Annotated in this window: 18 protein-coding genes; 8 read left to right on the plus strand and 10 right to left on the minus strand. The window is 66.7% G+C overall.

Translation table 11 applies throughout. The annotated features are described in order from the left end of the window. Positions 1–43: 43 nt before the first annotated feature. The 4 genes from FHY18_RS13800 to cysD form a co-directional block, all read right to left on the minus strand. The gene (locus FHY18_RS13800) at positions 44–3,169 is read right to left on the minus strand and encodes an efflux RND transporter permease subunit (protein ID WP_259156051.1); all 3,126 of its coding nucleotides are present in this window, start codon (positions 3,167–3,169) and stop codon (positions 44–46) included. Further along, entirely contained in the window at positions 3,166–4,236 is a 1,071-nt protein-coding gene (locus FHY18_RS13805; protein WP_259156052.1) for an efflux RND transporter periplasmic adaptor subunit, read from the minus strand. Before FHY18_RS13805 ends, FHY18_RS13800 begins: the two co-directional genes overlap by 4 nt. A gap of 253 nt (positions 4,237–4,489) precedes the next feature. Continuing rightward, positions 4,490–6,466 carry a sulfate adenylyltransferase subunit CysN gene (gene cysN / locus FHY18_RS13810; protein ID WP_259156053.1) on the minus strand — a complete coding sequence of 659 codons (1,977 nt, stop codon included), beginning with the start codon at positions 6,464–6,466 and terminating at the stop codon, positions 4,490–4,492. Beyond that, the gene (gene cysD, locus FHY18_RS13815; RefSeq protein WP_259156054.1) at positions 6,466–7,374 is read right to left on the minus strand and encodes a sulfate adenylyltransferase subunit CysD; all 909 of its coding nucleotides are present in this window, start codon (positions 7,372–7,374) and stop codon (positions 6,466–6,468) included. Before cysD ends, cysN begins: the two co-directional genes overlap by 1 nt. A 179-nt stretch (positions 7,375–7,553) precedes the next feature. Here cysD and FHY18_RS13820 point away from each other — a divergent pair, with 179 nt between their 5' ends. The 3 genes from FHY18_RS13820 (at position 7,554) to FHY18_RS13830 (ending at position 11,953) form a co-directional block, all read left to right on the plus strand. Next, positions 7,554–9,401 (plus strand): assimilatory sulfite reductase (NADPH) flavoprotein subunit, encoded by a 1,848-nt coding sequence (locus tag FHY18_RS13820; protein ID WP_259156056.1) that lies wholly within the window; start codon positions 7,554–7,556, stop codon positions 9,399–9,401. A 108-nt stretch (positions 9,402–9,509) separates the two neighbouring features. Then, positions 9,510–11,231 carry an assimilatory sulfite reductase (NADPH) hemoprotein subunit gene (gene cysI, locus FHY18_RS13825; protein ID WP_259156057.1) on the plus strand — a complete coding sequence of 574 codons (1,722 nt, stop codon included), beginning with the start codon at positions 9,510–9,512 and terminating at the stop codon, positions 11,229–11,231. Then, positions 11,228–11,953, plus strand: a complete 726-nt coding sequence (locus FHY18_RS13830; RefSeq protein WP_259156058.1) for a phosphoadenylyl-sulfate reductase — start codon at positions 11,228–11,230, stop codon at positions 11,951–11,953. The genes cysI and FHY18_RS13830 overlap by 4 nt, the downstream gene beginning before the upstream one ends. 27 nt (positions 11,954–11,980) lie before the next feature. Here the strand turns inward: FHY18_RS13830 and FHY18_RS13835 are convergent, their stop codons facing one another. The 3 genes from FHY18_RS13835 to FHY18_RS13845 form a co-directional block, all read right to left on the minus strand. Beyond that, on the minus strand, positions 11,981–13,687 hold the full coding sequence (locus tag FHY18_RS13835) for a PepSY domain-containing protein (protein WP_259156059.1): 1,707 nt from the start codon (positions 13,685–13,687) through the stop codon (positions 11,981–11,983). Next, the gene (locus FHY18_RS13840; RefSeq protein WP_259156060.1) at positions 13,687–15,690 is read right to left on the minus strand and encodes a TonB-dependent receptor; all 2,004 of its coding nucleotides are present in this window, start codon (positions 15,688–15,690) and stop codon (positions 13,687–13,689) included. Before FHY18_RS13840 ends, FHY18_RS13835 begins: the two co-directional genes overlap by 1 nt. Positions 15,691–15,882: 192 nt before the next feature. Beyond that, complete coding sequence (locus FHY18_RS13845; RefSeq protein WP_259156061.1) at positions 15,883–16,314, minus strand: DUF2946 family protein; 432 nt, start codon at positions 16,312–16,314, stop codon at positions 15,883–15,885. Positions 16,315–16,608: 294 nt separating this feature from the next. Between FHY18_RS13845 and FHY18_RS13850 the strand changes: the two genes are divergently transcribed. Further along, entirely contained in the window at positions 16,609–17,805 is a 1,197-nt protein-coding gene (locus FHY18_RS13850) for a GAF domain-containing sensor histidine kinase (protein WP_259156062.1), read from the plus strand. A 653-nt stretch (positions 17,806–18,458) separates the two neighbouring features. On the opposite strand, the gene FHY18_RS13855 is transcribed toward FHY18_RS13850, so the two are convergent. Then, on the minus strand, positions 18,459–18,743 hold the full coding sequence (locus FHY18_RS13855; RefSeq protein ID WP_259156063.1) for a hypothetical protein: 285 nt from the start codon (positions 18,741–18,743) through the stop codon (positions 18,459–18,461). A 10-nt stretch (positions 18,744–18,753) separates the two neighbouring features. Beyond that, positions 18,754–19,734, minus strand: coding sequence for a LysR family transcriptional regulator (locus FHY18_RS13860; protein WP_259156064.1), 981 nt, complete (start codon positions 19,732–19,734; stop codon positions 18,754–18,756). 163 nt (positions 19,735–19,897) lie between these two features. Here FHY18_RS13860 and cobA point away from each other — a divergent pair, with 163 nt between their 5' ends. The 4 genes from cobA to FHY18_RS13880 all read left to right on the plus strand — a co-directional run bounded on the left by cobA (position 19,898) and on the right by FHY18_RS13880 (position 24,117). Further along, complete coding sequence (cobA, locus tag FHY18_RS13865) at positions 19,898–21,100, plus strand: uroporphyrinogen-III C-methyltransferase (protein WP_259156066.1); 1,203 nt, start codon at positions 19,898–19,900, stop codon at positions 21,098–21,100. A 15-nt stretch (positions 21,101–21,115) separates the two neighbouring features. Then, positions 21,116–22,075 carry a cysteine synthase A gene (gene cysK / locus FHY18_RS13870; protein ID WP_259156067.1) on the plus strand — a complete coding sequence of 320 codons (960 nt, stop codon included), beginning with the start codon at positions 21,116–21,118 and terminating at the stop codon, positions 22,073–22,075. A 729-nt stretch (positions 22,076–22,804) separates the two neighbouring features. Further along, positions 22,805–23,311, plus strand: a complete 507-nt coding sequence (locus FHY18_RS13875; protein WP_259156069.1) for an isoprenylcysteine carboxylmethyltransferase family protein — start codon at positions 22,805–22,807, stop codon at positions 23,309–23,311. A 266-nt stretch (positions 23,312–23,577) separates the two neighbouring features. Beyond that, positions 23,578–24,117, plus strand: a complete 540-nt coding sequence (locus FHY18_RS13880; RefSeq protein ID WP_259156071.1) for an O-acetyl-ADP-ribose deacetylase — start codon at positions 23,578–23,580, stop codon at positions 24,115–24,117. A 406-nt stretch (positions 24,118–24,523) separates the two neighbouring features. Here the strand turns inward: FHY18_RS13880 and FHY18_RS13885 are convergent, their stop codons facing one another. Then, complete coding sequence (locus FHY18_RS13885) at positions 24,524–25,528, minus strand: class I fructose-bisphosphate aldolase (RefSeq protein WP_104612028.1); 1,005 nt, start codon at positions 25,526–25,528, stop codon at positions 24,524–24,526. Positions 25,529–25,604 lie beyond the last annotated feature (76 nt).

The raw sequence follows: 25,604 nt of genomic DNA on the forward strand, positions 1-25,604 counted from the left end.
GCGTCGTCGACTACCGGCAGCAGCGCACCGCTGCCGGTCTCACTCAGGCGTGACCACCTACCGAAGGCGTCTGCGCCTCCAGGGTTTCCAGCTCGCGCGCCACCGCTTCGGGCGACTTGGTGAAAGGCGCGATCAGGCTGTAGAACGCCGGCACCACGTACAGCGACAACAGCGTGGACAGCGACACGCCGAAGATCACCACCACACCGATGGTGGCGCGACTGGCCGAGCCGGGCCCGCCGGCCACCACCAGCGGAATGGCACCGACCACCGTGGCGATCGAGGTCATCAGGATCGGGCGCAAACGCACCGATGCCGATTCGACGATGGCCTGGTGCACGCTGCGGCCTTCGTCGCGCAACTGATTGGCGAACTCCACGATCAGGATGCCGTTCTTGGCCGCCAGCCCCACCAGCATCACGATGCCGATCTGACTGAACAGGTTGAGCGTGCCGCCGGTGACCCACAAGCCGACCAGCGCACCCAGCACCGCCAGCGGCACGGTGAGCATGATCACCAGCGGATGGGCGAAGCTTTCGAACTGCGCGGCCAGCACCAGGTACACCACCAGCAAGGCCATGCCGAAGGTCAGCAGCACCGCGCTGCCGGATTGCTGGTATTCGCGCGATTCGCCCTTCCAGTCCAGCTGCGCGTATTCGGGCAATTCTTCCTGCGCGGTCTGCTGCGCCCAGGCGATGGCATCGCCCAATGGGTAGCCCGGCGCCAGGCCGGCGGTGATGGTGATCGCGCGCAGGCGATTGAAGCGGTTCAAGGTGCCGGCTTCGGCCACTTCGCTCAAGCTCACCAGATTGGACAGCGGAATCAGCTCGCCACGCGTGGAGCGCACGCGGATGGCAGTGAGGTCTTCCGGCGCCATGCGGCCTTCGCGCCCGGCCTGCAGCATCACGTCGTATTCCTCGCCGTTGTCCACGAACGTGGTGACGCGGCGCGAGCCCATCATCGCTTCCAGCGCGCCACCGATGGCGGTCACCGGCACCCCCAGATCGGCCGCGCGCAGGCGGTCGATGTTGACGCGCATCTGCGGCCGGGTTTCCTTGTAATCCGAATCCGGGCCGACCAGGCCGGGATTGGCTTCCATGCGCTGCAGGATGCGGTCGCGCCACTGCGCGATTTCGGCATAGTCCGGGCCACCGAGCACCAGCTGGAACGGTTGGCCGCGGCTACGCACCAGCCCGCCGCTCACCTGCGTGCGCGCACGCACGCCGCTGAGCACGTTGAGTTTCTGCTGCAGTTCGTCGGCCACTTCGGTGGTCGGTCGGGAGCGCTTTTCCCAATCCTGCAAAAACACGCTGACCCGGCCGGTGTGCATTTCCTCGCTGCTGCCAAAGCCACCGGGCACGCGCGGATTGGCACGCACGATCGGTTTGTCCTGCCCCACGTACGGGCGCAGGATGTCTTCGACCTGATGCATCTGCCCGACGGTGTAATCGAAGCCGGCGCCTTCGGGCCCGTCGATCATGATCTGGAAATTGCCACGATCTTCCGCCGGCGCCAGTTCGGAGGGAATGCGGCCCATCAACCAGGCGCTGGCGCCCAAGGCCAGCAGCATGAGCAGCGCGAAGATCCAGGTGCGGTGCACGTGACGCTCCAGCGAGCGCCCGTACGCGCCGGACACCGCCTGCATGCGCCCGTCAAACCACCGATGGAAGCGATTGGGTTTGGCCTGGCTGTGCGAGCGCAGCAGCTTGGACGACATCATCGGCGTCAGCGTCAGCGCCACGAATGCCGAGATCGCCACCGCCGCGGCCAGTGCCACCGCCAACTCGCGGAACAAACGCCCGGTATTGCCTTCCAGAAACCCCACCGGCAAAAACACCGCCACCAAGACGGCCGTGGTCGCGATCACCGCGAAGGCCACCTGGCCGGTACCGCGCTTGGCAGCCACCAGCGGCGGCTCGCCCAGATCGATGCGGCGCTGGATGTTTTCCACCACCACGATGGCATCGTCCACCACCAGGCCGATACACAGCACCAGCGCCAGCAAGGTGAGCAGATTGATCGAAAAATCGAACGCGTACAGCGCGATGAATGCGGCAATCAGACACACCGGCACCGTCACTGCAGGAATCAGGGCCGCGCGTGCGCTGCCCAGAAACACCCAGATCACCACCAGCACCAGCACCACCGCTTCGACCAGCGTGTGGTACACGCGCTCCACCGCCGCATCGATGAAGGTGGTGGTGTCGAAGGCGACGAAGATGTTGGTGCCCTGCGGCAGCGACTTCTGCACTTCCTCGGCCTGCGCGCGCGCCTCGCGTGCGACGTCCAGCGCATTGGCGGTGGAGTTGCGCACGATGCCCAGACCCACGTTGGGCACGCCGTTGCTCTGGAAATACGCGCGCCGCTCGGCCGAGGTCAGCTCCACCTTGGCCACATCGCCCAACCGCACCACATAGCCGCCCTCGCCCTTGCTCAACGGCAGCTTGGCAAAGTCCTCGGGCTTGAGATAACTGCGCTCCACGCGCAGGGTGAAATCGCGCTGCGCCGATTCGATGCTGCCGGCCGGCAACTCCACGTTCTCGTTCTGCAGCGCCGCTTCCACATCAGCCACGGTGAGCTCGCGCGCGGCCAGTTGATCGCGGTCCAGCCAGATGCGCATCGCATAGCGCTGGCGCCCGCCGATACGCACCTGCGCCACGCCGTCCAGGCTGGAGAAGCGATCCACCACGTAGCGCTCGGCGTAGTCGGACAGCTGCAGCGTGTCCATCGTGCTGGAGCTCATGTTGAGCCACAGGATGGGGTCGGCGTCGGCTTCGACCTTGGAAATCTCCGGCGGGCGCGCCTGGTCCGGCATGCGGTCGGAGACGCGGCTGACCGCGTCACGCACGTCGTTGGCGGCCGCTTCCACATCGCGCGACTGCACGAACTCGATGCTGATATCCGACGAACCGTTACGGCTGCGCGCCTCGATGGTCTCGATGCCCTCGATGCCGGCCAGCGCATCTTCCAGCACCTGGGTGATGCGGCTTTCCACCACCGCGGCCGACGCGCCGGTGTACTCCACGTCCACCGAGACGATGGGCGGGTCGATCGCCGGCAGTTCGCGCAGGGTAAGGCGGGTGAACGACATCACCCCCAGCACGATCAGCAACAGGCTCATCACCACCGCCATCACCGGGCGGGTAATGGACAGGTCGGAGAGCTTCATTGTGCCGCTGCCTGCGGGCGCGTCGACGCGGGCGCGGCCTGGTCCACCACCTTCAGGCCCGGACGCAGTTTGCCGGTGCCGTCCACCACGATGCGCTCACCGGCCTTGACACCCTCCAGCACCTCCACCTTGCCGTCGCGCCGCTCGCCCAGGCGCACATCGGCGCGCTCCACGCTGCTGTCGGATTTGACCCGGAACACGTACGACTCGCGCCCCACCTGCACCACCGCAATCTCCGGGATCACCAGCGCCTGCCGCGCCGGCTGCAACAGCCGCACATCCAGCAGCATGCCCGGGCGCAGGCGACGGTCGTCATTGGGGAAGTCCGCACGCACCGTCACCGAGCGGGTGGTCTCGTCGATGCGCGAGTCGATCGCGGCAACCACGCCATCGAAGCGCGCACCCGGATACGCCGCAGCGGTGCCATTGACGGTATTGCCGAGCTGCACCAGGCCGAACTGCGATTCCGGCACCTGGAAGTCCACGTACATGCGCGCCACATCGTCCAGCGTGGCGATCACGGTGCTGGAGGTGATCAACGACCCCGGACTGATCTGGCGGATGCCCAGCACGCCGGAAAACGGCGCGCGCACCTCGCGGTCGGTGATCTCCGCGCGCATCTGCTGCACGCGCGCCTGCGCCGCATCGCGCAAGGCGCGTTGCGTATCGACGGTGGACTTGGCCACCAACTGCTGGCCAACCAGACTCAACTGGCGCCGATACAACTGATCGGTTTCTTCGAAGGTGGCCTGCGCGGCGGTCAGCGCGGCCTGCTGCGAATTGCCGCGCAGCCGCAGCAGCAACTGCCCGGCCTTGACCTCGTCGCCGCTGTCGAAATACACCTGCTCGACCACATCGCTGACCGCCGCAGTGAGCGCGACCGATTCGCGCGCACGCACGGTGGCGATCGATTGCACGGTGGAGTTCCAGGGCTGCACCGCCACCGGCTGCACGACCACCGGGATGGGCTTGGCAGCGGCCGGCGCACTGGCCTGACGGGCACAACCGGACAGCCACACGGCCAACAAGAGCGCGGCGCAACTGCGCGCGCTGGGCAGAACAAGCATCAGAACATCCTGGCGGGGTACCGCGAAAGTTTACCGACCTCGCCGCCATGCGTTGACAGAAAGGGCGCGCTTTGCACCATGACCAAAGACCCTTGCCGTCCGGGTCACGATGCGCTGGTCGGCGCGGCCCTCGATGCTGCAATCCGGTACCCGGGCAAGTCCTGAGGCGCAGACCCGAGCAGTCGCGCCACGGTTGGGTCTGACGCCGCGCACAACGCGCGGAACACTGGATGCAACGTCCTGAAGGCTGCGCTCAGCGCTCCAGCCCCAGAAACTCGAGCACATGGCGCGCCAGCGCCTCTACATTCTCACCATCGGCGTGAAGATGGATCTCCGGTGTCTCGGGCGCCTCGTACGGCGAGTCGATACCGGTGAAGTTGGGAATCTGCCCGGCCCGCGCCTTGCGGTACAGCCCCTTCACATCGCGCGCTTCTGCCACCTCCAGCGGCACATCCACAAACACCTCGACGAACTCGCCGGCATCGAACCGCTCGCGCGCCAGTTGCCGCTCGGCGCGGAACGGCGAGATGAAACTGACCAGCACGATCAGGCCGGCGTCGGCCATCAGGCGCGCCACCTCGGCCACGCGGCGGATGTTTTCCACGCGATCTTCGTCGGTGAAGCCCAGATCGCGGTTGAGCCCGTGGCGCACGTTGTCGCCGTCCAGGATGAAGGTGTGGTAGCCCAGCGCATGCAGGCGCTTGTCGACCAGATTGGCGACGGTGGATTTGCCCGCGCCCGACAGGCCGGTGAACCACAGCACGCGCGGCGCCTGGCCCTTGATGCGCGCACGGGCGCTGCGGTCCACATCCAGATGCTGCCAATGCACGTTGCCGGCGCGCCGCAACGCAAACTCCAGCGTCCCCGCCGCCACGGTGGCATTGCTCTGCCGGTCGATCAGGATGAAACCGCCGAGCACGCGGTTGCGTGCGTACGGCGCAAAGGCGATGGGCTCGTCCAACGCGAGATTGCAGTAGCCCACCTCGTTGAGTTCCAGCCGCTTGGCGGCCAGCCGCTCCTGCGTATTCACATCGACCTTGTGCTTGATCTCGCTGATGCTCACGGTGACCGTACGGCTGCCGATCTTGAGCCAGTACGGGCGGCCCGGCAGCAAGGCGGCATCGTCCATCCACAGCAGATGCGCGGCGAACTGGTCGGCCACTTCCGGCGGGTCGTCGATGGCGGCGATGATGTCGCCGCGGCTGATATCGATCTCATCGCGCAAGGTCAGCGTGACCGCCTGACCGGAGCGCGCACTATCCACCTCGCCATTGGCATCCAGCACCGATGCCACCTGGGTACGGCGCCCGGAGGGCACCACCACCACGGCATCGCCCACCCGCACCTGGCCGGCGGCAATCGTGCCGGCATAGCCGCGGAACTGCGCGTTGGGGCGATTGACCCATTGCACCGGCAAGCGCAGCCCGCTGCCGGTCTCAGGCGGCTCCAGCTGCACGCTGTCCAGATGCTGCAGCAGATGCGGCCCGCTGTACCACGGCATGCGGGTGGAAGCGCTGGACAGGTTGTCGCCAGCCAGTGCCGACAACGGAATGCACTGCACATCGGCAATGCCCAACTGCGTGGCCAGCGCGCAGTAGCCCTCGGCGATGGCGGTGAAGACGTCGGCGTCGTAGTCCACCAGATCCATCTTGTTGACCGCCAGCACCACGTGGCCGATGCCCAGCAACGACACGATATAGCTGTGCCGGCGCGTCTGCGCCAGCAAGCCCTTGCGCGCATCCACCAGCACCACCGCCACATCGGCGGTGGACGCGCCGGTGGCCATGTTGCGTGTGTATTGCTCGTGGCCGGGGCAGTCGGCGACGATGAACTTGCGTCGGTCGGTATCGAAGTAGCGATACGCCACATCGATGGTGATGCCCTGCTCGCGCTCGGCGGCCAGCCCGTCCATCAGCAACGCGTAATCGATGCCCTCGCCCTGCGTGCCATGCCGGCGGCTATCGCTTTCCAGCGCCGCCAGTTGATCGTCGAACAAGCGCTTGCTGTCGTACAGCAACCGCCCGATCAAGGTGCTCTTGCCATCGTCCACGCTGCCGCAGGTGATGAAACGCAGCAGCGGCTTGGATTCGTGTTGATGCAGGTAGGCGCTGATGGTGCCGGGATTGGGGAGTGGGGATTCGGGATTCGCAAGAGCGTTCCCCTCCGCCTTCCCACTCGCCGCGGGTTGCTCTTGCCAATCCCGAATTCCCACTCCCGAATCACTACCCATCAAAAATACCCCTCAAGCTTTTTCTGTTCCATCGACGCACCCGGCGCATGATCGATCATGCGGCCCTGGCGTTCGGAGCTGGTGCTGACCAGCATTTCGGCGATCACCGCTTCCAGCGTGTCTGCGGTCGATTCGATCGCGCCGGTGAGCGGATAGCAGCCCAGCGTACGGAAGCGCACCGAGCGCAGCTGCGGGATTTCGCCGTCGTTTAATGGCAGGCGGTCGTCGTCGACCATGATCCAGGCGCCGTCGCGCTCCACCACCGGCCGCGCTGCGGCGAAATACAGAGGCACCACCGGGATCTTTTCGCGATAGATGTATAGCCAGATATCCAGCTCGGTCCAGTTGGAGAGCGGAAACACGCGCACGCTCTCGCCGGGCCTGGTGCGCGCGTTGTAGAGATTCCACAGCTCCGGGCGCTGATTCTTGGGATCCCAGCGATGACGCGCATTGCGGAACGAGAACACGCGCTCCTTGGCACGCGATTTCTCCTCGTCGCGGCGCGCCCCGCCGATCGCGGCATCGAATCCGCCCTGCTCCAGCGCCTGCTTCAGGCCCTGGGTCTTCATGATGTCGGTATGCACCGCCGCGCCATGGCTGATCGGGCCGATGTCCTGCGCGACGCCGTCGGGGTTGATGTGCACGCGCAGGTCCACCCCGGTCTCGGCCGCACGGCGATCGCGAAAGGCGATCATCTCGCCGAACTTCCAGCGCGTGTCCACATGCAGCAGCGGGATCGGCGGCGGTGACGGCGCAAAGGCCTTGAGCAGCAGATGCAGCAGCACCGAGCTGTCCTTGCCGACCGAATACAGCATCACCGGGGCCCGGAACTCGGCGGCGACCTCGCGCAGGATGTGGATGCTTTCGGCTTCGAGCCGGTCCAGGTGTGACAGCGGTGGCAGGGTCATCAGGGTGTCGGGGCGGCGGCAGGCAAGACCAGCCGATGGTAGGCCAAGGCAGCGCAGTGTGTGGCGGGCAGATGTCTGCCTGAAATAAGCGGCCGGCATAACGCGATAACCGGTGATCCTTTCTGGACGGGCGAACGCTTCCCTAACATCGTTCATCCAATCGCCGCTCCTGGATCCGAATGACCGCCGCCAGTTCCGCGCTACCGCCCAGCCCCTTGCCCGACGAGCGCAAGGCGCTGCTGGAACGGTTGGTCGACGGCCTGGATACCGCCTCGCTGTGGTGGCTGTCCGGCTATACCGCCGGGCTGGCGCAGGGCCAACCGCCACGGTCGCTGGCGGTCCTGCCGGGCGGGCAACCGCAGGCGGCCGCGCAGGACAGCCAGCGGCTGACCGTGGTGTACGGCAGCCAGACCGGCAACGCGCGCCGCCAGGCCGAACAACTGGCCGCCGATGCCGAGGCCGCCGGGCTGAGCGTGCGCTTGCTGCGCGCCGACGCCTACCCCACCCGCGAGCTCGCCAGCGAACGCCTGTTGTACGTGGTGATCAGCACCCAGGGCGAAGGCGACCCGCCGGACGATGCGATCGGCCTGGTCGAATTCCTGGCCGGCCGCCGCGCGCCCAAGCTGCCCGAGCTCAGGTACGCGGTCCTGGGCCTGGGCGATTCCAGCTATGCGCAGTTCTGCGGCATCGCGCGGCGCATCGACGACCGTCTGGCCGAGCTCGGTGCCAGCCGTGTGCAGCCGCGCGGCGAAGCGGACCTGGACATCGACAGCATTGCCGACCCGTGGCGCGCACAAGCGCTCAAGCAAGCGCGCGAGCTGCTCAAGAGCGCTCCACACTCGGCCACGGTCACGCCATTGCGCAGCAACCCGGTTGCGCCGGCGTGGTCGCACCAGCACCCGTTTGCCGCCGAGCTGCTGGCCAACCAGATCATCAGCGGGCGCGACTTCAAGGGCCCGGGCTTTCGCGTCTATGCGCAGCCCGGCAAGCGCGTGCGGCACCTGGAATTTTCGTTGGAAGGCAGCGGCCTGAGTTACGAGCCCGGCGATGCGCTGGGCATCGTCCATCGCAATCCGCCGGCATTGGTGGATGCGGTGCTGCAGACCTTGCGACTGGATGGTCATGCCGCCGTCACTGTCGGCGACCAGACTCTGGCCTTGAACGAGTGGCTGGCGACCCGGCGCGAACTGACCAAGCTGTCGCGGCCGTTTCTGACCGCCCATGCCGAGCGCGCGCGCGCAGACGAACTGCAGGCGCTGCTCACCCCTACCCAGACTGCCGGCCTGGCGTCGTTGCTCTCAGATCATCAAGTGATCGACGTGCTGCGACGCTGGCCGGCGGATTGGGACCACGCCAGCCTGCTGGACACCCTGCGTCCACTCACCCCGCGGCTGTACTCGATCGCCTCCAGCCGCAAGCGCGTGGGCGATGAGGTGCACCTGGCGGTGGATGAACTCAATTACCAGGCGCACGGGCATGCGCACCTTGGGTCGGCCAGCGGCTTTCTCGCCGCACTCGCCGAAGGCGATACCGCCCCGGTCTACATCGAACCCAATACACGCTTCCGCGTGCCGGCCGACCCCGACCGCGACATCCTGATGATCGGCCCGGGCACCGGCGTGGCGCCGTTCCGCGGCTTTGTGCAGGAACGCGCCGAAACCGGTGCCAAGGGGCGTAACTGGCTGTTCTTCGGCGCCCAGCATTTCAATACCGATTTCCTGTACCAGGCCGAGTGGCAGCACGCCCTGCAACGCGGCGAGCTGCACGCGCTGGAGCTGGCGTTCTCGCGCGACCACGCCGACAAGGTCTACGTGCAACACCGCCTGCGCGAACGCGGTGCCGAGGTCTACGCGTGGCTACAGGGCGGCGCGCACGTCTATGTCTGCGGCGCCATCGGCATGGGCAAGGACGTGCACGCTGCCTTGCTGGACATTGTGACCACCCACGGCGCCCGCAGCGCCGAAGACGCCGCCGCGTATCTCACACAGCTGCAGGTGGAGGGACGCTATGCGCGCGATGTCTATTGATGCCGGGATTGGGGAGTTGGGATTGGGGATTCGTAACGGCGGGCTCCGTCGGTCTGCGTGTTGTCGTGGTGCTGCTTGTTGCTTGTCTTTGCCAATCCCCAATCACGAATGCCGAATCCCGTCATGAGCCACTCCGTCGAAGACATCAAATCCGAAAGTCGCCGTCTGCGCGGATCGCTGCAGCAGAGCCTGGCCGATGCGGTGACCGGGGCGCTGCGCGAGGACGATCAGACGCTGATCAAGTACCACGGCAGCTACCAGCAGGACGATCGCGATATCCGCGATGAGCGGCGTCGGCAGAAGCTCGAACCGGCGTATCAGTTCATGATCCGCACGCGTACGCCGGGTGGGGTGATCTCGCCCAGCCAGTGGCTGGCGCTGGATGGCATCGCCACCCGTTACGCCAACCATTCGCTGCGCATCACCACCCGCCAGGCGTTCCAGTTCCATGGCGTGATCAAGCGCGAACTCAAGGCGACCATGCAGGCGATCAACGCCACCCTGGTCGATACGCTGGCGGCCTGCGGCGACGTCAATCGCAACGTGCAGGTTGCGGCCAACCCCTTGTTGTCGCAGGCCCATGCCACGCTGTACGCCGATGCCGCGCGCGTGTCCGAGCACCTGTTGCCCAATACCCGTGCGTACTACGAAATCTGGCTGGACGAGGAACGCGTCTCCGGTTCCGGCAGCGAAGACGAGCCGATCTACGGCGATCGTTATCTGCCGCGCAAGTTCAAGATCGGCTTCGCCGCCCCGCCGCTCAACGACGTGGACGTGTTCGCCAACGACCTGGGCTTCATTGCCATCCTGCGCGACGGCGAGCTGCTCGGTTACAACGTCAGCATCGGTGGCGGCATGGGCGCCAGCCATGGCGACGCGGAAACCTGGCCACGCGTGGCCAACGTCATTGGTTTCGTGACCCGCGATCAATTGCTGGAGCTCGCGACCGCGGTGGTCACCACCCAGCGCGATCTGGGTAACCGCGCGGTGCGCAAGCGCGCGCGCTTCAAGTACACCATCGACGATCACGGCCTGGACACCATCGTGGCCGAGATCGAACGTCGCGCCGGTTTTTCGCTGCAGCCTGCGCAAAGGTTCGCGTTCGAGCACAACGGCGACCGCTATGGCTGGGTCGCAGGCGACGACGGCCTGTGGCATCTGACCCTGTCGCTGCCGGCCGGGCGCATTGCCGACACCGAAACCGGCGCGCACCTGAGCGGGCTGCGCGCGATTGCGCAATTGAACGTGGGCGAGTTCCGGATGACGCCCAACCAGAATCTGGTCATCGCCGGTATACCTGCGCCGCAGCGCGCGCAGATCGATTCGCTGGTTGCGCAGTACGCGCTGGATGCGGGCAACCATGCCGCCACCGCGCTGGCACGCGGTGCGATGGCCTGCGTGGCACTGCCGACTTGCGGCCTGGCGATGGCCGAGGCAGAGCGCTACCTGCCCGATTTCAGCGCTGCGCTGCAGCCGCTGTTGCAGCAGCACGGGCTGGCCGACACCCCCATCGTGCTGCGCCTGTCCGGTTGCCCCAATGGGTGTTCGCGCCCGTATCTGGCCGAGATCGCACTGGTGGGCAAGGCGCCCGGTCGCTACAACCTGATGCTGGGCGGCGACCGTCGCGGCCAGCGTCTGAATACCCTGTATCGCGAAAACATCGCCGAGCCGGAGATCCTGGCCGCGCTGGACCCGTTACTGGCCCGCTACGCCGCAGAACGCGACCAGGCCGGCGACGAAGGCTTCGGCGATTTCCTGCACCGCAGTGGACTGATCGCACTGCCGCCCTACCCCACGCACCGTCACCTCGACCTGGAATTGCTCGCATGACCGCGCTGCCCGCTGCATCGATCACCTCTTCCGCGCTGGATGACCTGGACGGGCTCAACGCGCAACTGGAAAGCCTGCGCGCCGACGAGCGCGTGGCGTGGGCGCTTCAACATGGTCCGCAGGACGCCGCGCTGTCGTCCAGCTTCGGCGCGCAATCGGCGGTCACGCTGCATCTGCTCACCCAGCAGCGCCCGGACATTCCGGTGATCCTGGTCGATACCGGCTACCTGTTTCCGGAGACCTACCGCTTTGCCGATGCGCTGGCCGACCGGCTCAAGCTCAACCTCAAGGTGTATCGCCCGCTGGTCAGCCGCGCCTGGATGGAAGCGCGCCATGGCCGGTTGTGGGAACAGGGCATGGTCGGCATCGACCAGTACAACAACCTGCGCAAGGTCGAACCGATGCGCCGCGCACTGGACGAGCTCAATGTCGGCACCTGGTTCACCGGCCTGCGCCGCAGCCAGTCCGGCGGACGCGCGCAGACGCCGATCGTGCAGAAGCGCGGCGACCGCTACAAGATCAGCCCGATCGCCGACTGGACCGACCGCGATGTGTGGCAATACCTGCAGGCGCACGACCTGCCGTATCACCCGCTGTGGGAGCAAGGCTACGTCTCGATCGGCGACTTCCACACCACCCGCCGCTGGGAACCGGGCATGCGCGAAGAAGACACCCGCTTTTTCGGCCTCAAGCGCGAGTGCGGGATTCACGAGGACATTTGAGTGGTGGCTGCACACGCAGCCACCACATCACGCCGCAGCGTCCGCTTGCGAGCGCTGTATCCAGTAACGATCGAACAGCCACATCAGCAGCAGCGACAGCCCCACCAACGGAAACAGCAACCCGCACAGCACCAGCAGCACCAGCAACCCGCGCAGGGTGCGTGGGTCGGCGGGCAAGGGCGGCACGCCCACCCCACCCACCGGCCGCCGCTTCCACCACATCACCGCGGCACTGACGCACAACAGCACGATCGCCGCGCAGGCGAACAACAGGATCAACTGATTGGCAGTGCCGTATTGCTGGCCCAGATGCACATTGATGCCCCATTCCAGCGCGCGCCCCACCGGCCCGTAATCGCGGTAGTGCATGTCCAGCAGCACCGCACCGCTGTACTGATCCAGATGGATCACCCGCTGCTGCTGCAGATCGGCGGGGTAAACCGAAGCCGTATACACACCACGCGCGCCACGCGGCGGCGACACGCTATACCCCGGCGCAATACCGAGCGCATCGAACCGCGCCATCGCCGCATCCAGTCCCATCGCGCCCCTCCCTGGCGCAGCGACACTGCCGGCGCCACCGTGCGCTGCATGGACGGATTGGTCTGACTGGCTTGAATGCTCCGGTTGCTCCGGTTGCTCCGGTTGCCCCGGTTGTTCTGAATGTTCTGAATGTTCTGAATGTTCTGAATGTTCTGAATGAGCCGGATGGAAGCCAGCCGCTCTCCCCTCGGGGCTCGAGGACACTGCTTGCGCGCCTTGGCGCGCCCGCGCTGCTGGCACGGACCGGGGCGCAGAGCTGGAGCCGGGGTTGGGGTGAGGATCGGCCGCGTGCACCGCAGCTGCGCGCGGCCCGTCCGCTTGCCCGTCCTGCCATCGCTCGTCCAGCGCACCAGCCGCAGGCAACGCGGACTCCGGCAGACGTGCCTGCCGCAACGACCACGCCGGATCGGTGGTTTCGGATAAGCGTTGCTCCGACATCGGCTGCTGCACGCGCAGGCCGGCCGGATAGCCGAAGTCGTGCCCGTTGGCCCAGCGATTGACCTGCGCTCCCCATAGCCACGACCACGGCATGCCGGTCAGCGCCAGAAACACCAGGACCGCCCCCACGCCGGCACCGGTCACCGCATGCAGGTCGCGCCAGAACAGCCGCTGTTTCGGCGTGCCACGGACGTTGACCACCCCACCGCGCCGCCCGCGCGGCCACCACAGGTACACACCGGTGAGCACCAGCACGATCGCCCACCCCGCCGCCATTTCGATCAGGCCCCGTGCGAACGGGCCGATCAACTCCAGACTGTGCAGCCGCCGAATCGTCCAGGCCAGGGTGCCGTGCTCGGGCAAGCTGCCCAACGTACGCATGCGATACGGGTCCACATACACCACCCTGCGCGTGCCCTGCGCATCTACCAGGCCAATCTCTGCACTGGCATCGGCACGTTTGGGCGTGGTGTAGCGGAACAACGTGCCGCCACCGTCGCGCTGCGCGACCTCCACCAGGTGCTGTGCAGACGCGCGCGCCGCGCCCACCGGCACCACTTTCAAACCGTGGTGCGCCGTGCGATCGATGGCGTCCTGATACAAGAATGCCGCACCCGTCAGCGCCAGCCAGATGATGAAAGGCAGCACCAGCAGCCCGGCATAGAAATGCCAGCGCCACACCGCGCGATAGAACCGCCAGCGACCATCGCCCGGCGCCAGGTCGACGCTGGCAGTCCCCGTGCGTGTGCGCATCAGAAGCTCCAATCCCAGGACACCGACAGCGCGCGGCCATCACCCGGCGAATAGCCGGAACTGCCGCTGTCGTACCACGCATACACATAGGCGCGATCGGTGACATTGCGTAGCTGCACGCTGAGTGCATTACGCGCATCCAGGTTCCAACGCGCGCCAAGATTGAGCAAGGCATAGCCACCGGTGCGGCCCAGGGTATTGCTGCGCTCCAGGTAATAATCGCCCTGCGCGTTGCCCCAGGCGCTGAGCTGCACCGCTGCACTCACCTGCCACTCCAGCCCGGCGGTAGCCAGCCAGTGCGGCACGTTTTCGATCTCCTTGCCGCGCGTGGCCGGCGCGCTGGGGTCGGGCGTGGCGATGCTGGCCTTCTGACGCGAATACGACATCCACGCACGCCAGTGTTCGGCCGGTTGCAGATTCAGTTGTGCATCCCACCCGCGCCGCAGCGTCCGGCCGACATTGGCCACATCGCCGATGCCGGCCACGCCGTTGACGCCGAGAATGGTGGCCACCTCGCCGGACGCGCGTTGTTCCCAATACGCCACCCGCCCATCCAGCAGTGCCGACGGCGCGAATTTGAAGCCGGTTTCCCAGCCATCGTTGATCGATGGCCCGAGATTGCCCGGCTGGCGACGATACGCACCATCGCCGCTACCGATCTGGAAGGTGCGTCCCCAGTTGGCGTACACGCTACCCTGTTCGCCAACACGATAGCTCGCGCTGAACTTGGGCTGCTTGATGGTGCCGTAGTCATAGGTCGGCGCCCACACGCCGGCCAGCACGTCATGCAAGGTTCCATCGACACGATCGATGCGATACCCCGGCACCAGTTGCAAACGGTCGACCGGGCGCAGCACGGCCTGCACATAGGCACCGCGAGTGTGCAGATCGTAGTTCCAGTCGCGCAGTTGTGCGCCGCGCACGCGTGCCATGGTGCGGTAGCGCTGCGACCGGTTGTCTTGCCACTGCGCATCGGCGCCGGCTTCCAGCGCCGCGTTCCACATGCCCCAGCCGGGCTGCCAGTTGCCACGCAGCAGCACGCCGCGATGGGTTTCAGCGGTGTCGCGTTCCTGCTGCAGGCCGGCTGCGGAAAACCGTACCCAGCGTTGATTGCGGTAGTCGTTCTGGTAGGCCTTGGCGCTCCACTGCGCATCGGCACCCAGCGTGCCATCGGCGTGCAAGGCGGTCTGACGCACACGGCGTTCGCTGCGATCGTCCTGCGCATACGCAGGCGAACTGCGCGGCGCCGCACGCGCACTGGCCGCATCCAGATACCCCGCCTCCAGCGCGTGGTTGTCGTAGTAGCGCGTGGTCAGCCCGGCACGGAAGGCGCCATCCGGGTCGGTATAGAACCACTTGCCGGCCACGCTGCGTTTGCGCGCATCGGCGTGATCGCGATACCCATCGGAATCGCGCCAGGCCAGCACATAGTTCTGGCTCCACGGGCCCCGCTCCCAGCCCTTGCCCAGTTGCACCTCGCGCGCACCGAAGCTGCCGGCGGTGACGCTGAGGCGGCCATCGTTGCCACCGGTGCGGGTCAGCACATCCACGCTGCCGGCGATGGCGTTCAGGCCGTACCGCGCATCGTTGGTGCCGCGCACGATTTCGATGGCGCTGATGTCCTGCGCAAACACCGCATCCAGATACGGCATGCCACCGGCGTTATCGTTGCTGGGGATGCCGTCGATCAGCAGCTTGACCGCGTTGATCCGTCCCTCGCCGTTGAAGCCGCGGAACGAAAACCGCCCTGCATCGGTCCCCATGCGGAATTGGGTCACCTGCACGCCGGGCGCGCGCATCAACAGTTCCCAGCTGTAATCCACGTGCTGATCGTGCAGCAGCGCACCACCGATCACATCGACCGAACTCAGCACGCGCGCCGTACTCGGGGTGCGCTGTGCGTGCTCGCTCACCTGCACCTTGCCCAGTGTCAGCGCGGCATCCTGCGCCTGTACCTGGCAGGCCTGACCGCACACCAGCGCCAACGACGGCGCGTACCACATCGTTTTCGACAACCGCAAACGCATAACCAACCCTTTGCCGCGTCACCACGGCAATGCAGCCGCACGCCGCCCCCACAGGGCGAGCACCGGCTTCATTCAAAAAATGCGTCGTCCATCGCGTCTGCGCAGGCGCGCCAACGCATCAAGCGCAGACAGGCCGCAGCAGAACGGACGCCCGCAACGGGACAAGGCTCAGGCGGACAACGGTGGCCCACGCGCTCCGAGCGCGGGCCAGTGCAAGGCCGACCATGCCCGCACCGTCGCCGGCAACGGCATCGACACGGGGCGTCGCGGCAGCAGACACAGCACCAGCAGCGCCAGCCAGGGCAGCAGGCGTGCGGCCAGCATGCAGTAGTCGCAGGCTTCGCCATGCAGCGCGGTGTCATGGTCGCCGGCATGGTGCATGGCGCCGGCCATGGCGTGATCCGGAGACATCGCGCCGTGCGCTTGCGCCGGCGCGTGGCCCGCATGCCCTGCAGCAGCGGCAGGCGCCGGGCCGCTCATGCACATCGGCTCGGGCGCGCGTGCCTGGCTCCAGCGGCTGATCAACGGCGCCACCAGCATCAGTGCCACTGCCAGGCAGGCGAGCAGGTGCAGCAGGCGATGGCGATGGGCCGGGGACATCGGCGCAGTGTAAGCCGCCGTGTCGGCGCGAGCGATGGGCGCGGCCGGTGCGCGACAGGATGTCGCACCCCACACCGGTGCAGGCATCTGCGCGAACCGGCATCGCCTGGAGCTTGTCGACCATCGCTGTCCCGCCGGCTCGCGACCACGTCCCGGGCGATGACGCGCAAGCCATCACCTCAATCCATTGTCCAGGCCGGCAGTCACAGTTCCATCGATGCATCCGAACGGGCCTACGTGCGGGGAGCCGCCATGCCCTATGCTTGCACGTCGTCCCATTCATCCTGCGCGCGCATGAGCACCGTCCTGTCCGATCCAGCGGCCGAGCCACTTCCCTGCGCGCCCAAGCCGCCCAGCGAGGCGCTGCGCCTCCAGGCGCTGCGCAGCTACGGCATCCTCGATACGCCGCGCGAGGCCGCCTTCGAGGACATTACCCGGCTGGCGTCGATCATCTGCCAGACCCCGATCGCCCTGATCAGCCTGGTGGATGCGGACCGCCAGTGGTTCAAGAGCGAGCTCGGGATGGGCGAGCGCCAGACGCCGCTGTTCAAGTCGATGTGCGCGCATGCGCTGCTCGACAGCGACGTACTGGTGGTGCCCGACACGCGCGAAGACAGCCGCTTTTCGCGCAACCCGCTGGTCACCGGCGAGGCGCCGCTGTACTTCTATGCCGGCGCGCTGTTGAAGACGCCGGACGGCCTGCCGCTGGGCACCGTCTGCGTGCTCGACCGCCAGCCGCGCAAGCTCACCGACGAACAGGTCGAAGCCCTGCGCGCGCTCGCACGCCAGACCATGGCGCAGCTGGAATTGCGCCGCGCGCTGCTGATCGCGGAAGAATCCGACCGCTACCGCAGCCGCCTGATGGCCATTGCCGGGCACGATCTGAAGACCCCGCTGCGCACGGCCGCCTATGCCATCGACAAGATGCGCCGGCATGCCAACGTCGATTCCATTCCGACCCTGGTGACGGCGCGCGATGCGATCAGCCAGGTCGGGCGCCACCTGGACGAGTTGGCCACGCTGGCAGCCGCCAGCAAGGCCGCCATGCCGGACATGCAGCCGCTGCAGCTGGAAGACGTGCTGCACTCGGTGCTGGGCGTCTGGCGCCAGCCGGCCATCGACAAGTGCCTGGCGCTGCGCCACGTGCCGACCTCGCTGCGCGTGGTCAGCCACCCCACCTTGCTGACCACCCTGATCGGCAACCTGGTCGGCAACGCCATCAAATACACCGAGCGTGGACGCGTGCTGGTCGGCACCCGCCGCCGGCCCGGTTATGCGGTGGTGGAGATCATCGACAGTGGCATCGGCTTGAATCTGGAACAGCCCGAGCAGGTCTTCCAGGCGTTTCGCCAGGCGGACCCGCGCAGCGATGGTCTGGGCATCGGGCTATGGATCGTGCACCGCACCGCCGAGACGCTGGGGTGCGAGGTGACGGTGCGGCCGCGGTCGGAAGGCGGCACCTGTTTTTCGGTACGCATTCCACTGGCTTGACGCGTTCGCGCGCGGCTGCACGACGATGGGCGACCGCGCGTCCAGGCAATCAGGCGGCAGCCTGCCGCACACCATATCGCCGGCGCTGAGCCGGGCATTCCGACGCGTGTCAGTAGCGGCCAACCAGGTTCGGCAACTGCCGTGCACTGCGCTCGTTTCGGCAAAAAAAAGGCGGACCCGGGCTCCCGACCCGGATCCGCCGCCAAACACGCCAGGCCTCTCCCCAGGGACCCGGGTGCGCCAGTCGCGTTGTGCGCAGCCTCGCGCAACAGTGATGCGACAGCGCTAGCAACCCTCTACGACACCCCTTGATCAAACCGGTGATGCGATACCTGCATCGCCGGTCCTGCGCCGTCCACCCCTAGACGTCCGAGATGTCGCGTCATAGTTGCTATAAGGATTTACGACAGCGCCGCGCCCAACTTGATGGGTGACGACAACGCCGCGAAGCCGGCCCCGACACGCGTAGGGAGAATCACTGACAGCACGCAGCGCCACGCACCGATCGGCGCACGTATGGCATTGAGGGAAAAGAGGATTTTTGGGCAACTCTACGTTGCAGTGCAACATGCACGTTAGCGGACACAACAACACGTAACGCGCCCAACGCACCACCACGACGTGGCAGAGACCGCTAGACGAATCGCGAATCCCTACTCGCCAATCCCGGCCTCATCCCCCTGCTGCGCAAACCACGCCGCCGAATGCACGTCTTCTGCGGCCACTTCCAGTGCCTGACGCAACACCGCCAACGGAATCTGCACCGGCATTGCGCCGGCTTGCAGCGCCACCCACAGCGATTCGTCCTGCGGGTCCGCCAGCACCGTCAGCACGGCGTGCTCGCGCCCGTCGATGTTGGCCGACAGTTGCAACGACATGCCGCCATCGGGTTCGGGCGACCAGAGTCTGCTGAGCGGCGGGCGTGCTGGCTCGGTCATCGCGTGGCGCTCAACTGGTGATGGTCTGGGTCAGCGATTCCCAGGTCGGCGGCAGCGGCCAGTTCGGCGCCTGGTTGCCATCCAGCACGCGTCGCAGGTCGCGCTTGTCGATCTGCGGCGCCAGCACATGCACCAGATCCAGCGCGTAATCGCGCAGCACGCGGTCGCGCGGCAGCACCGCCCAGGCGATGCATTCGGCAATCGGCACCGGCGCCGGCCAGGCGCGCAGGTCTTCGTCATTGGCGTTGACCGCCATTTCGGCCACCAGCCCCACGCCGAGCCCGGCGCGCACATAGGTCTTGATCAGGTCCGCATCCAGCGCGGTCAACGCAATGCTCGGCTCCAGCCCGACCTGCGCGAACGCCCGCTGCAGCGACGAGCCCGGCCGGGTGGACGATTCGTAGCTGATCAGCGGGTGCCCAGACAGCGCCTGCATGTCCGGCGCCACCCGCGTGTCCAGCGCATGCCCGCGCGGCACGATCACCAGTCGCCGCCAGCGATACAGCGGCACCGCGATGCCGGCACTGGGCTCGCCGCCGGCGGTGCTGACCACCGCGATATCGGCATCGCCCTGGCTGAGCAGGTCCAGCGCCGCGCTTTCGGCCGCCTGCTGCAGATGCACGCTCACCTGCGGGTAGGCGTGCTTGATCTGCGCCACCGCCGGCGGCAGCACGAAGCGCGCCTGGGTATGGGTGGTGGTCAGGGTCAACTGGCCCTGGCTTTCGCGGCGCTGATTGGCCGCGTAGGTGCGGATGTTGTTGGCTTCCGACAGCACCGCACGTGCGCGTTCGATGACCTCCACCCCGGCCGGCGTCACCGCGTCCAGGCTGCGGCCCTTGCGCACGAACAACAGGAAGCCCAGCTCGTCTTCCAGCTGCTTGAGCTGCTTGGACAGGCCGGGCTGGGTGGCGTGCACGCGCGCGGCCGCCAGCGTGATGTTCAGCTCGGCATCGGCGATGGCCACCAGGTAGCGAAGTTGGGTCAGCGTCATGGGCTTATATCCAAAAAAGCGCGAGGCGCTACAAGGACATCGACTGTAGAGGAGTTCGGCGGGCCAGCTTATAACCGAACGCTATTTTTAGGACGCATGAAGTCATTTCCGACAGCTATAAGCCGGCGTTACGGTCTGGCCCTCCCTTCGATGCTCCCGGTCCGTGACCTCTGTGTTCCCGCTTCTTGCCGACCTGCGTGGCCGTGCCGTCCTGGTGGTCGGTGGCGGTGCCGATGCCGAACGCGCCACCGCCAACCTGCTGCAGGCCGGTGCGCTGCCGCTGGTCGGCGCCCCGCAACTGACCCCACAGTTGCAGCAGTGGGCGCAGGCTGGGCGGATCCGGTGGCTGCCCGGCCACTTCGAGCCGGCCTGGCTGGCGCTGCCGGATTCCCCGGTCTGGCTCACCATCGCCGCCAGCGAGCAGCCGCACCCCAACGATGCCCTGCGCGCCGCAGCAAGCCGCCACCGCCTGTTGACCCACAATGCGGCACCGACCGCATCTGCAACTGCCTCGGCACCCTCCCCCGCGCCGCAGACCGGTATCGCCCCGCTCTCTCCCGGCAGCGTGACCCTGGTCGGTGCCGGCCCAGGCGACCCCGGCCTGCTCACGCGCCACGCCATGCGCGCACTGCGGCAGGCCGAGGTGGTGCTGTACGACCGCCTGGTCAGCCCCCAGATCCTGCAACTGGCTCGTCGCGATGCGTTGTGCGTGGAAGTCGGCAAGGCTGCGCAAGGCCATAGCACCCGCCAGGAACAGATCCATGCGCTGATGCTGGAACATGCCCGCGCCGGACGTCGGGTGGTGCGGCTCAAAGGTGGCGACCCGTTCGTGTTCGGCCGCGGCGGCGAAGAGCTGGAATTCCTGCGCGCGCATGGCATCGGCTTTCGGGTTGTCCCCGGCATCACCGCCGCCCTCGCCTGCGCCGCGTATGCCGGCATCCCGCTCACCCATCGCGATCACGCGCAGTCGCTGCGCCTGATCACCGCGCACTGCAAGGATTCGCTGGACACGCTGGACTGGCAGGCGCTGGGCCAGGAGCGCCAGACCCTGGCGTTCTACATGGGCGTGGCGGGCCTGGACGGCATCCAGCAGCGCCTGCTGCAGGCCGGCCGCGCGCCGACCACGCCATTCGCACTGGTGGAAAACGGCTCGCGCCCGCAGCAACGGGTGATCACCGGCACGCTCGCCACCCTGGCCAGCACCGCGCGGCAGTTGCAGGTGCAGGCGCCCGCCTTGTTGATCCTGGGCGAAGTGACCGCACTGGCGCCAGCGCTGCACTGGTTTGGCGCCACGCCGGTGAGCGCGACGCTGCCACACTCACCCATCGCAACGCCCGACACGCCCACACTGGCCCACGCAGCCTGATCCGACGGAGACCCCATGGCCCTGTACGACAACATCCTCGACACCATCGGCCGCACCCCGGTGGTCAAACTCCACCGCCTCGCCCCGGGCAACGTGTCCCTGTACGTCAAGGTGGAATCGTTCAACCCCGGCGGCTCGGTCAAGGACCGCCTGGCATTGGCGATCATCCTGGACGCCGAGCAGCGCGGCCTGCTCAAGCCCGGCGACACCATTGTCGAAGCCACCTCCGGCAACACCGGCGTGGCGCTGGCCATGGTCGCCGCCGCACGCGGCTACAAGTTCGTCGCCACCATGGTGGAAACCTTCTCCATCGAGCGCCGCAAGCTGATGCGCGCTTACGGTGCCAAGGTCATCCTGACCCCAGCCGCCGAGCGCGGCAGCGGCATGGTGCGCAAGGCCAAGGAACTGGCCGAGCAACATGGCTGGTTCCTGGCCAGCCAGTTCGCCAACCCGGCCAACCCGGCCTACCACCGCAACACCACCGCCGCCGAAATCCTGCGCGACTTCGCCGGCCACCGGCTGGACCATTTCGTCACCGGCTGGGGCACCGGCGGCACGCTCACCGGCGTGGGCGAAGTGCTGCGCGTGGCGCGCCCGGAAGTGCGCATCACCGCCAGCGAACCGGCCGGTGCGGCGTTACTGCAGGGCCAGGACTGGAAACCGCACAAGATCCAGGGCTGGACCCCGGACTTCGTGCCCGACGTGCTCAATCGCGAGGTCGCGCACGAAGTGCTGAGCGTGGAAGACACCGACGCGATCACCATCGCACGCCGGCTGGCCGCCGAGGAAGGCATCTTCACCGGCATCTCCGGCGGCGCCACTGTCGCCACTGCGTTACGCGTGGCCGAATCCGCCGCTCCAGGCGCGGTGATCCTGGCGATGCTGCCCGACACCGGCGAGCGCTACTTCTCCACCCCGCTGTTTGCCGACATCAACGAAGGCTCGGACGACGACTGGCTGGCTGGCCTGCCCTGATCGGCTGGTTGGTGGCATTGGAAGGCCGCGCATCTGGCGCGGCCTTTTTTATCCGCGACCAGCCACCCGGCAAGCGCATTCGTTCGGCAGGCCCAAGCATGGTCCTGCGCGCCTTGTCGCCGCGGCCACTTCGCATCGCCCGGCTGCGGTTACGCACACAGCAGTGCCGCGCAGTGCGGACCACATGCCGGGCTTCCCAGCTGCCGAACGCAATCGGCCTTGCGCCGCCGTGACGAACCCGGGTTGAGAGGTAACGTCAGCAGACGAACCGGGCACAACACGTCAGCCAGCTGCAGCAGTGCCTGCGCAGCGTCATCAGCGCCAGGCACCGCACCGCATCCTTGCCGCACATCGGGCGCTGCCCCCAGGCCCTGATGGCGGGTCTGCAATCGAAACGCGCCGCGCCAGCCAATCGATACCGGCACGATGGCTCCAAGTGCGACGGCAATGCCGCGCGTACCCGCCCTTGCACGGCGATGGAGCAATGACGAGGTGGGTGTGGCGGTGACCGGCAAACGTGGATGTCCGGCCGTGCTGGGCACGGTATTGCTTCAGACCAGCGCACGCCAACCCCGGAACGCGCTCGCAACGCGCCGCACCGGACTCGATGTTCCTGCCTCCAGTCCCGCTGCCATACCTCGCTCCCGGCCACACATTGCGTTGCGGTGATGCATTCCCCTACGTGTCAAGGAAACGTTAGGATGTCCGCCGTTCTGCAGGGAGAGTGTGGTGAGCAAGCAATCGTACGGACACGGCGGCACGCGCAACGCACGCGCGCCGTGGCTGGTGATGATCACCTCGCCCGTGCACTTCGCTGTGACGCTGGCCCTGGGTGCCTGGCTGCAGCGGCGGTTCGACCTGCCGTTGCCGCCGCCGGAGCTGTTGGCCTGGATCGAACTGCTCGGCGGCATCGTTGCCTGCCTGGGACTTGCGCTTGCGGTGAACTGCTTTGTGCTGTTTGCGCGCCGTCGCACCACCATCCTGCCGAGCGGCCAGCCCTCGCGGCTGGTGCTCACCGGGCCATACCGCTTCACCCGTAACCCGATGTATCTGGCCCTGATCCTCAGCTATCTGGGCCTGACCGTGCAGATGGGATATCTGTGGGGCGTGCTGTTGTTGCCGCTACCGTGGCTGGGGCTGCAGTTCTACCTGATCCCGTTCGAAGAAGGCCGCTTGCACGCCGAATTCGGCCGTGCCTACAGCGAGTACCGCACGCGCGTGCGCCGCTGGCTCTGAGGCGCACGCACCGGACGCGCCGGGTCGCGATGCGATGCCGACCTGACCGTCATGGGCGCCGGCAACACCCTTGCGCCGGCGATAAATTATTCCAATCGCTGGCGCGCCTGTTTCGCCGGAAAGCCGCGCTGTCGGTCGATCCTTGCTGCGCCTTCAGCGCCGTTCGCGGCTGTCGCAGCGGGTGAGATGAATGGCCCCTAGCGTGGGGCTCCGCGACGCCTGACCCCATCACGCGTTCATCATTCAAATCCCATAACTATCGCGCCATGAGAATCGAAGTCTGGCAAGGCGACATCACCGAACTGGACGTTGACGTCATCGTCAACGCCGCAAACGAATCACTGCTGGGCGGTGGTGGCGTCGATGGCGCCATCCACCGTGCCGCCGGCCCGCGCCTGCTGCAAGCGTGCGAGGCGTTGCCGCAGGTGCGCCCGGGCGTGCGCTGCCCCACCGGCGAAATCCGCATCACCGACGGGTTCGACCTGAAGGCGCGGCATGTATTTCATACCGTCGGGCCGGTATGGCGCGACGGCAAGCACAACGAGCCTGAGCAGCTGGCCAACTGCTATTGGCAGTCGCTCAAGCTTGCCGAGCAGATGATGCTGCATTCGATCGCGTTCCCGGCCATCAGCTGCGGCATCTACGGCTATCCGCTGTACCAGGCTGCACGGATTGCGGTCACTGAAACGCGCGACTGGCAGCGCTCGCACAAGGTGCCCAAGCACATCGTGCTGGTGGCCTATAACGAGGCGACCTACAAGGCATATCAGCAGGCACTGGCAACGCAGGACACCGCCGCTGCCTGATCGCCCTGTCCTGCAGCTTGCACTGACGAGCGCCGCAAGGCGCTCGTTGCGTTTTGGCAACTCGCGTTGCATCGTCCCTCGACCCAGACAATCGATGTGCAGCGAACGCTGTGCAGCTAACTCGATGCATGGCATGCATTGCCCTATCGCACCGGGAGCGCAAACAAACCATCGTAGGTGGGCATCGCAGGCCGGCAGACGGGCGCAGCAGACACCGTATCCGCATCGTGCATGCCAACCCGGGAGCGGCGGCCCCCGCCCACGTCCGCGCAGTTATCTCAATGCGCTGCTCCGGGCCGACCCACAGCTCAGTCGATCCGCGCGTGGACATGCAATAAAAAACGCCGGCATCGCTGCCGGCGTTCTGGTTTACGGACGACGCGGCCCTGCAGCCGCGATCAACCGATCAGCCCTTCCACTTGCCCAGCGCGGCCAGGCCATTTTCCTTGGCGCGCTCATAGATGATCTGCTGCGCCTTGGCGAAGTTGCCGGTCATGTCCTTGGCCCACAGCTTCAGCGCAGCCTGCTGCATCGCGCGGCCGTAGGAGAAGCTCAGCGGCCACGGCAGGTTGCCAAGCTGGTGCATTTCGTTGAGGTGGGCGGTGGACTGCTCGTCGGTCTGGCCGCCGGACAGGAACACGATACCCGGCAGGATCGCCGGCACGGTCGACTTCAGGCACATCACGGTGGACTCGGCCACTTCCTCCACGCTGGCCTGCTCTTCGCAGCCCTTGCCGGAGATGACCATCGAAGCCTTCAGGATGGTGCCTTCGAGCACGACGTTCTGCTCATACAGCGCGCCGAACAGCGAACGCAGCGTGGCTTCGGTGACCTCGTAGCAGGTCTCGATGTCGTGGTTGCCGTCCATGATCACTTCCGGCTCGACCATCGGCACCAGGCCCTGCTCCTGGCACAGCGCCGCATAACGCGCCAGCGCATGCGAGTTGGCCTCGATGCAGGTGCCGGACGGGATGTCTTCGCCGATATTGATGACCGCACGCCACTTGGCGAAACGCGCGCCCAGCGTGTAGTACTCCTCCAGACGCGCGCGCAGGCCGTCCAGACCTTCGGTGACCAGTTCGCCCGGCATGCCGGCCAGCGGCTGCGCGCCCTTGTCGACCTTGATGCCCGGGATGATGCCGTGCTCGGCCATGTACTTGGCGAACGGCACGCCGTCCTTGGTCTTCTGACGGATGGTCTCGTCGAACAGGATGGCGCCGGAGATGTAATCGCTCAGCTTGGGCGTGGTCAGCAGCAGTTCGCGGTAGGCGCGACGGTTTTCTTCGATATTCTCGATGCCGACGCTGGCAAAACGCTTGGCGATCGTGCTGGTCGATTCGTCGATGGCGATGATGCCCTTGCCCGGGGCGACCATGGCCTGGGCGGTTTCGGCAAGCTGTTCGATGCTCATGTAGTTCCTGTGGCAGCTGCGGGGGAGAACGAAAGTATAGCGACGAAAGTCGTACACATTCCTTCACGGAATGCCT

The organism is Xanthomonas sp. 3793 (assembly GCF_024806835.1).
In the GTDB taxonomy this organism is placed as follows: Bacteria; Pseudomonadota; Gammaproteobacteria; order Xanthomonadales; family Xanthomonadaceae; genus Xanthomonas; species Xanthomonas arboricola_F.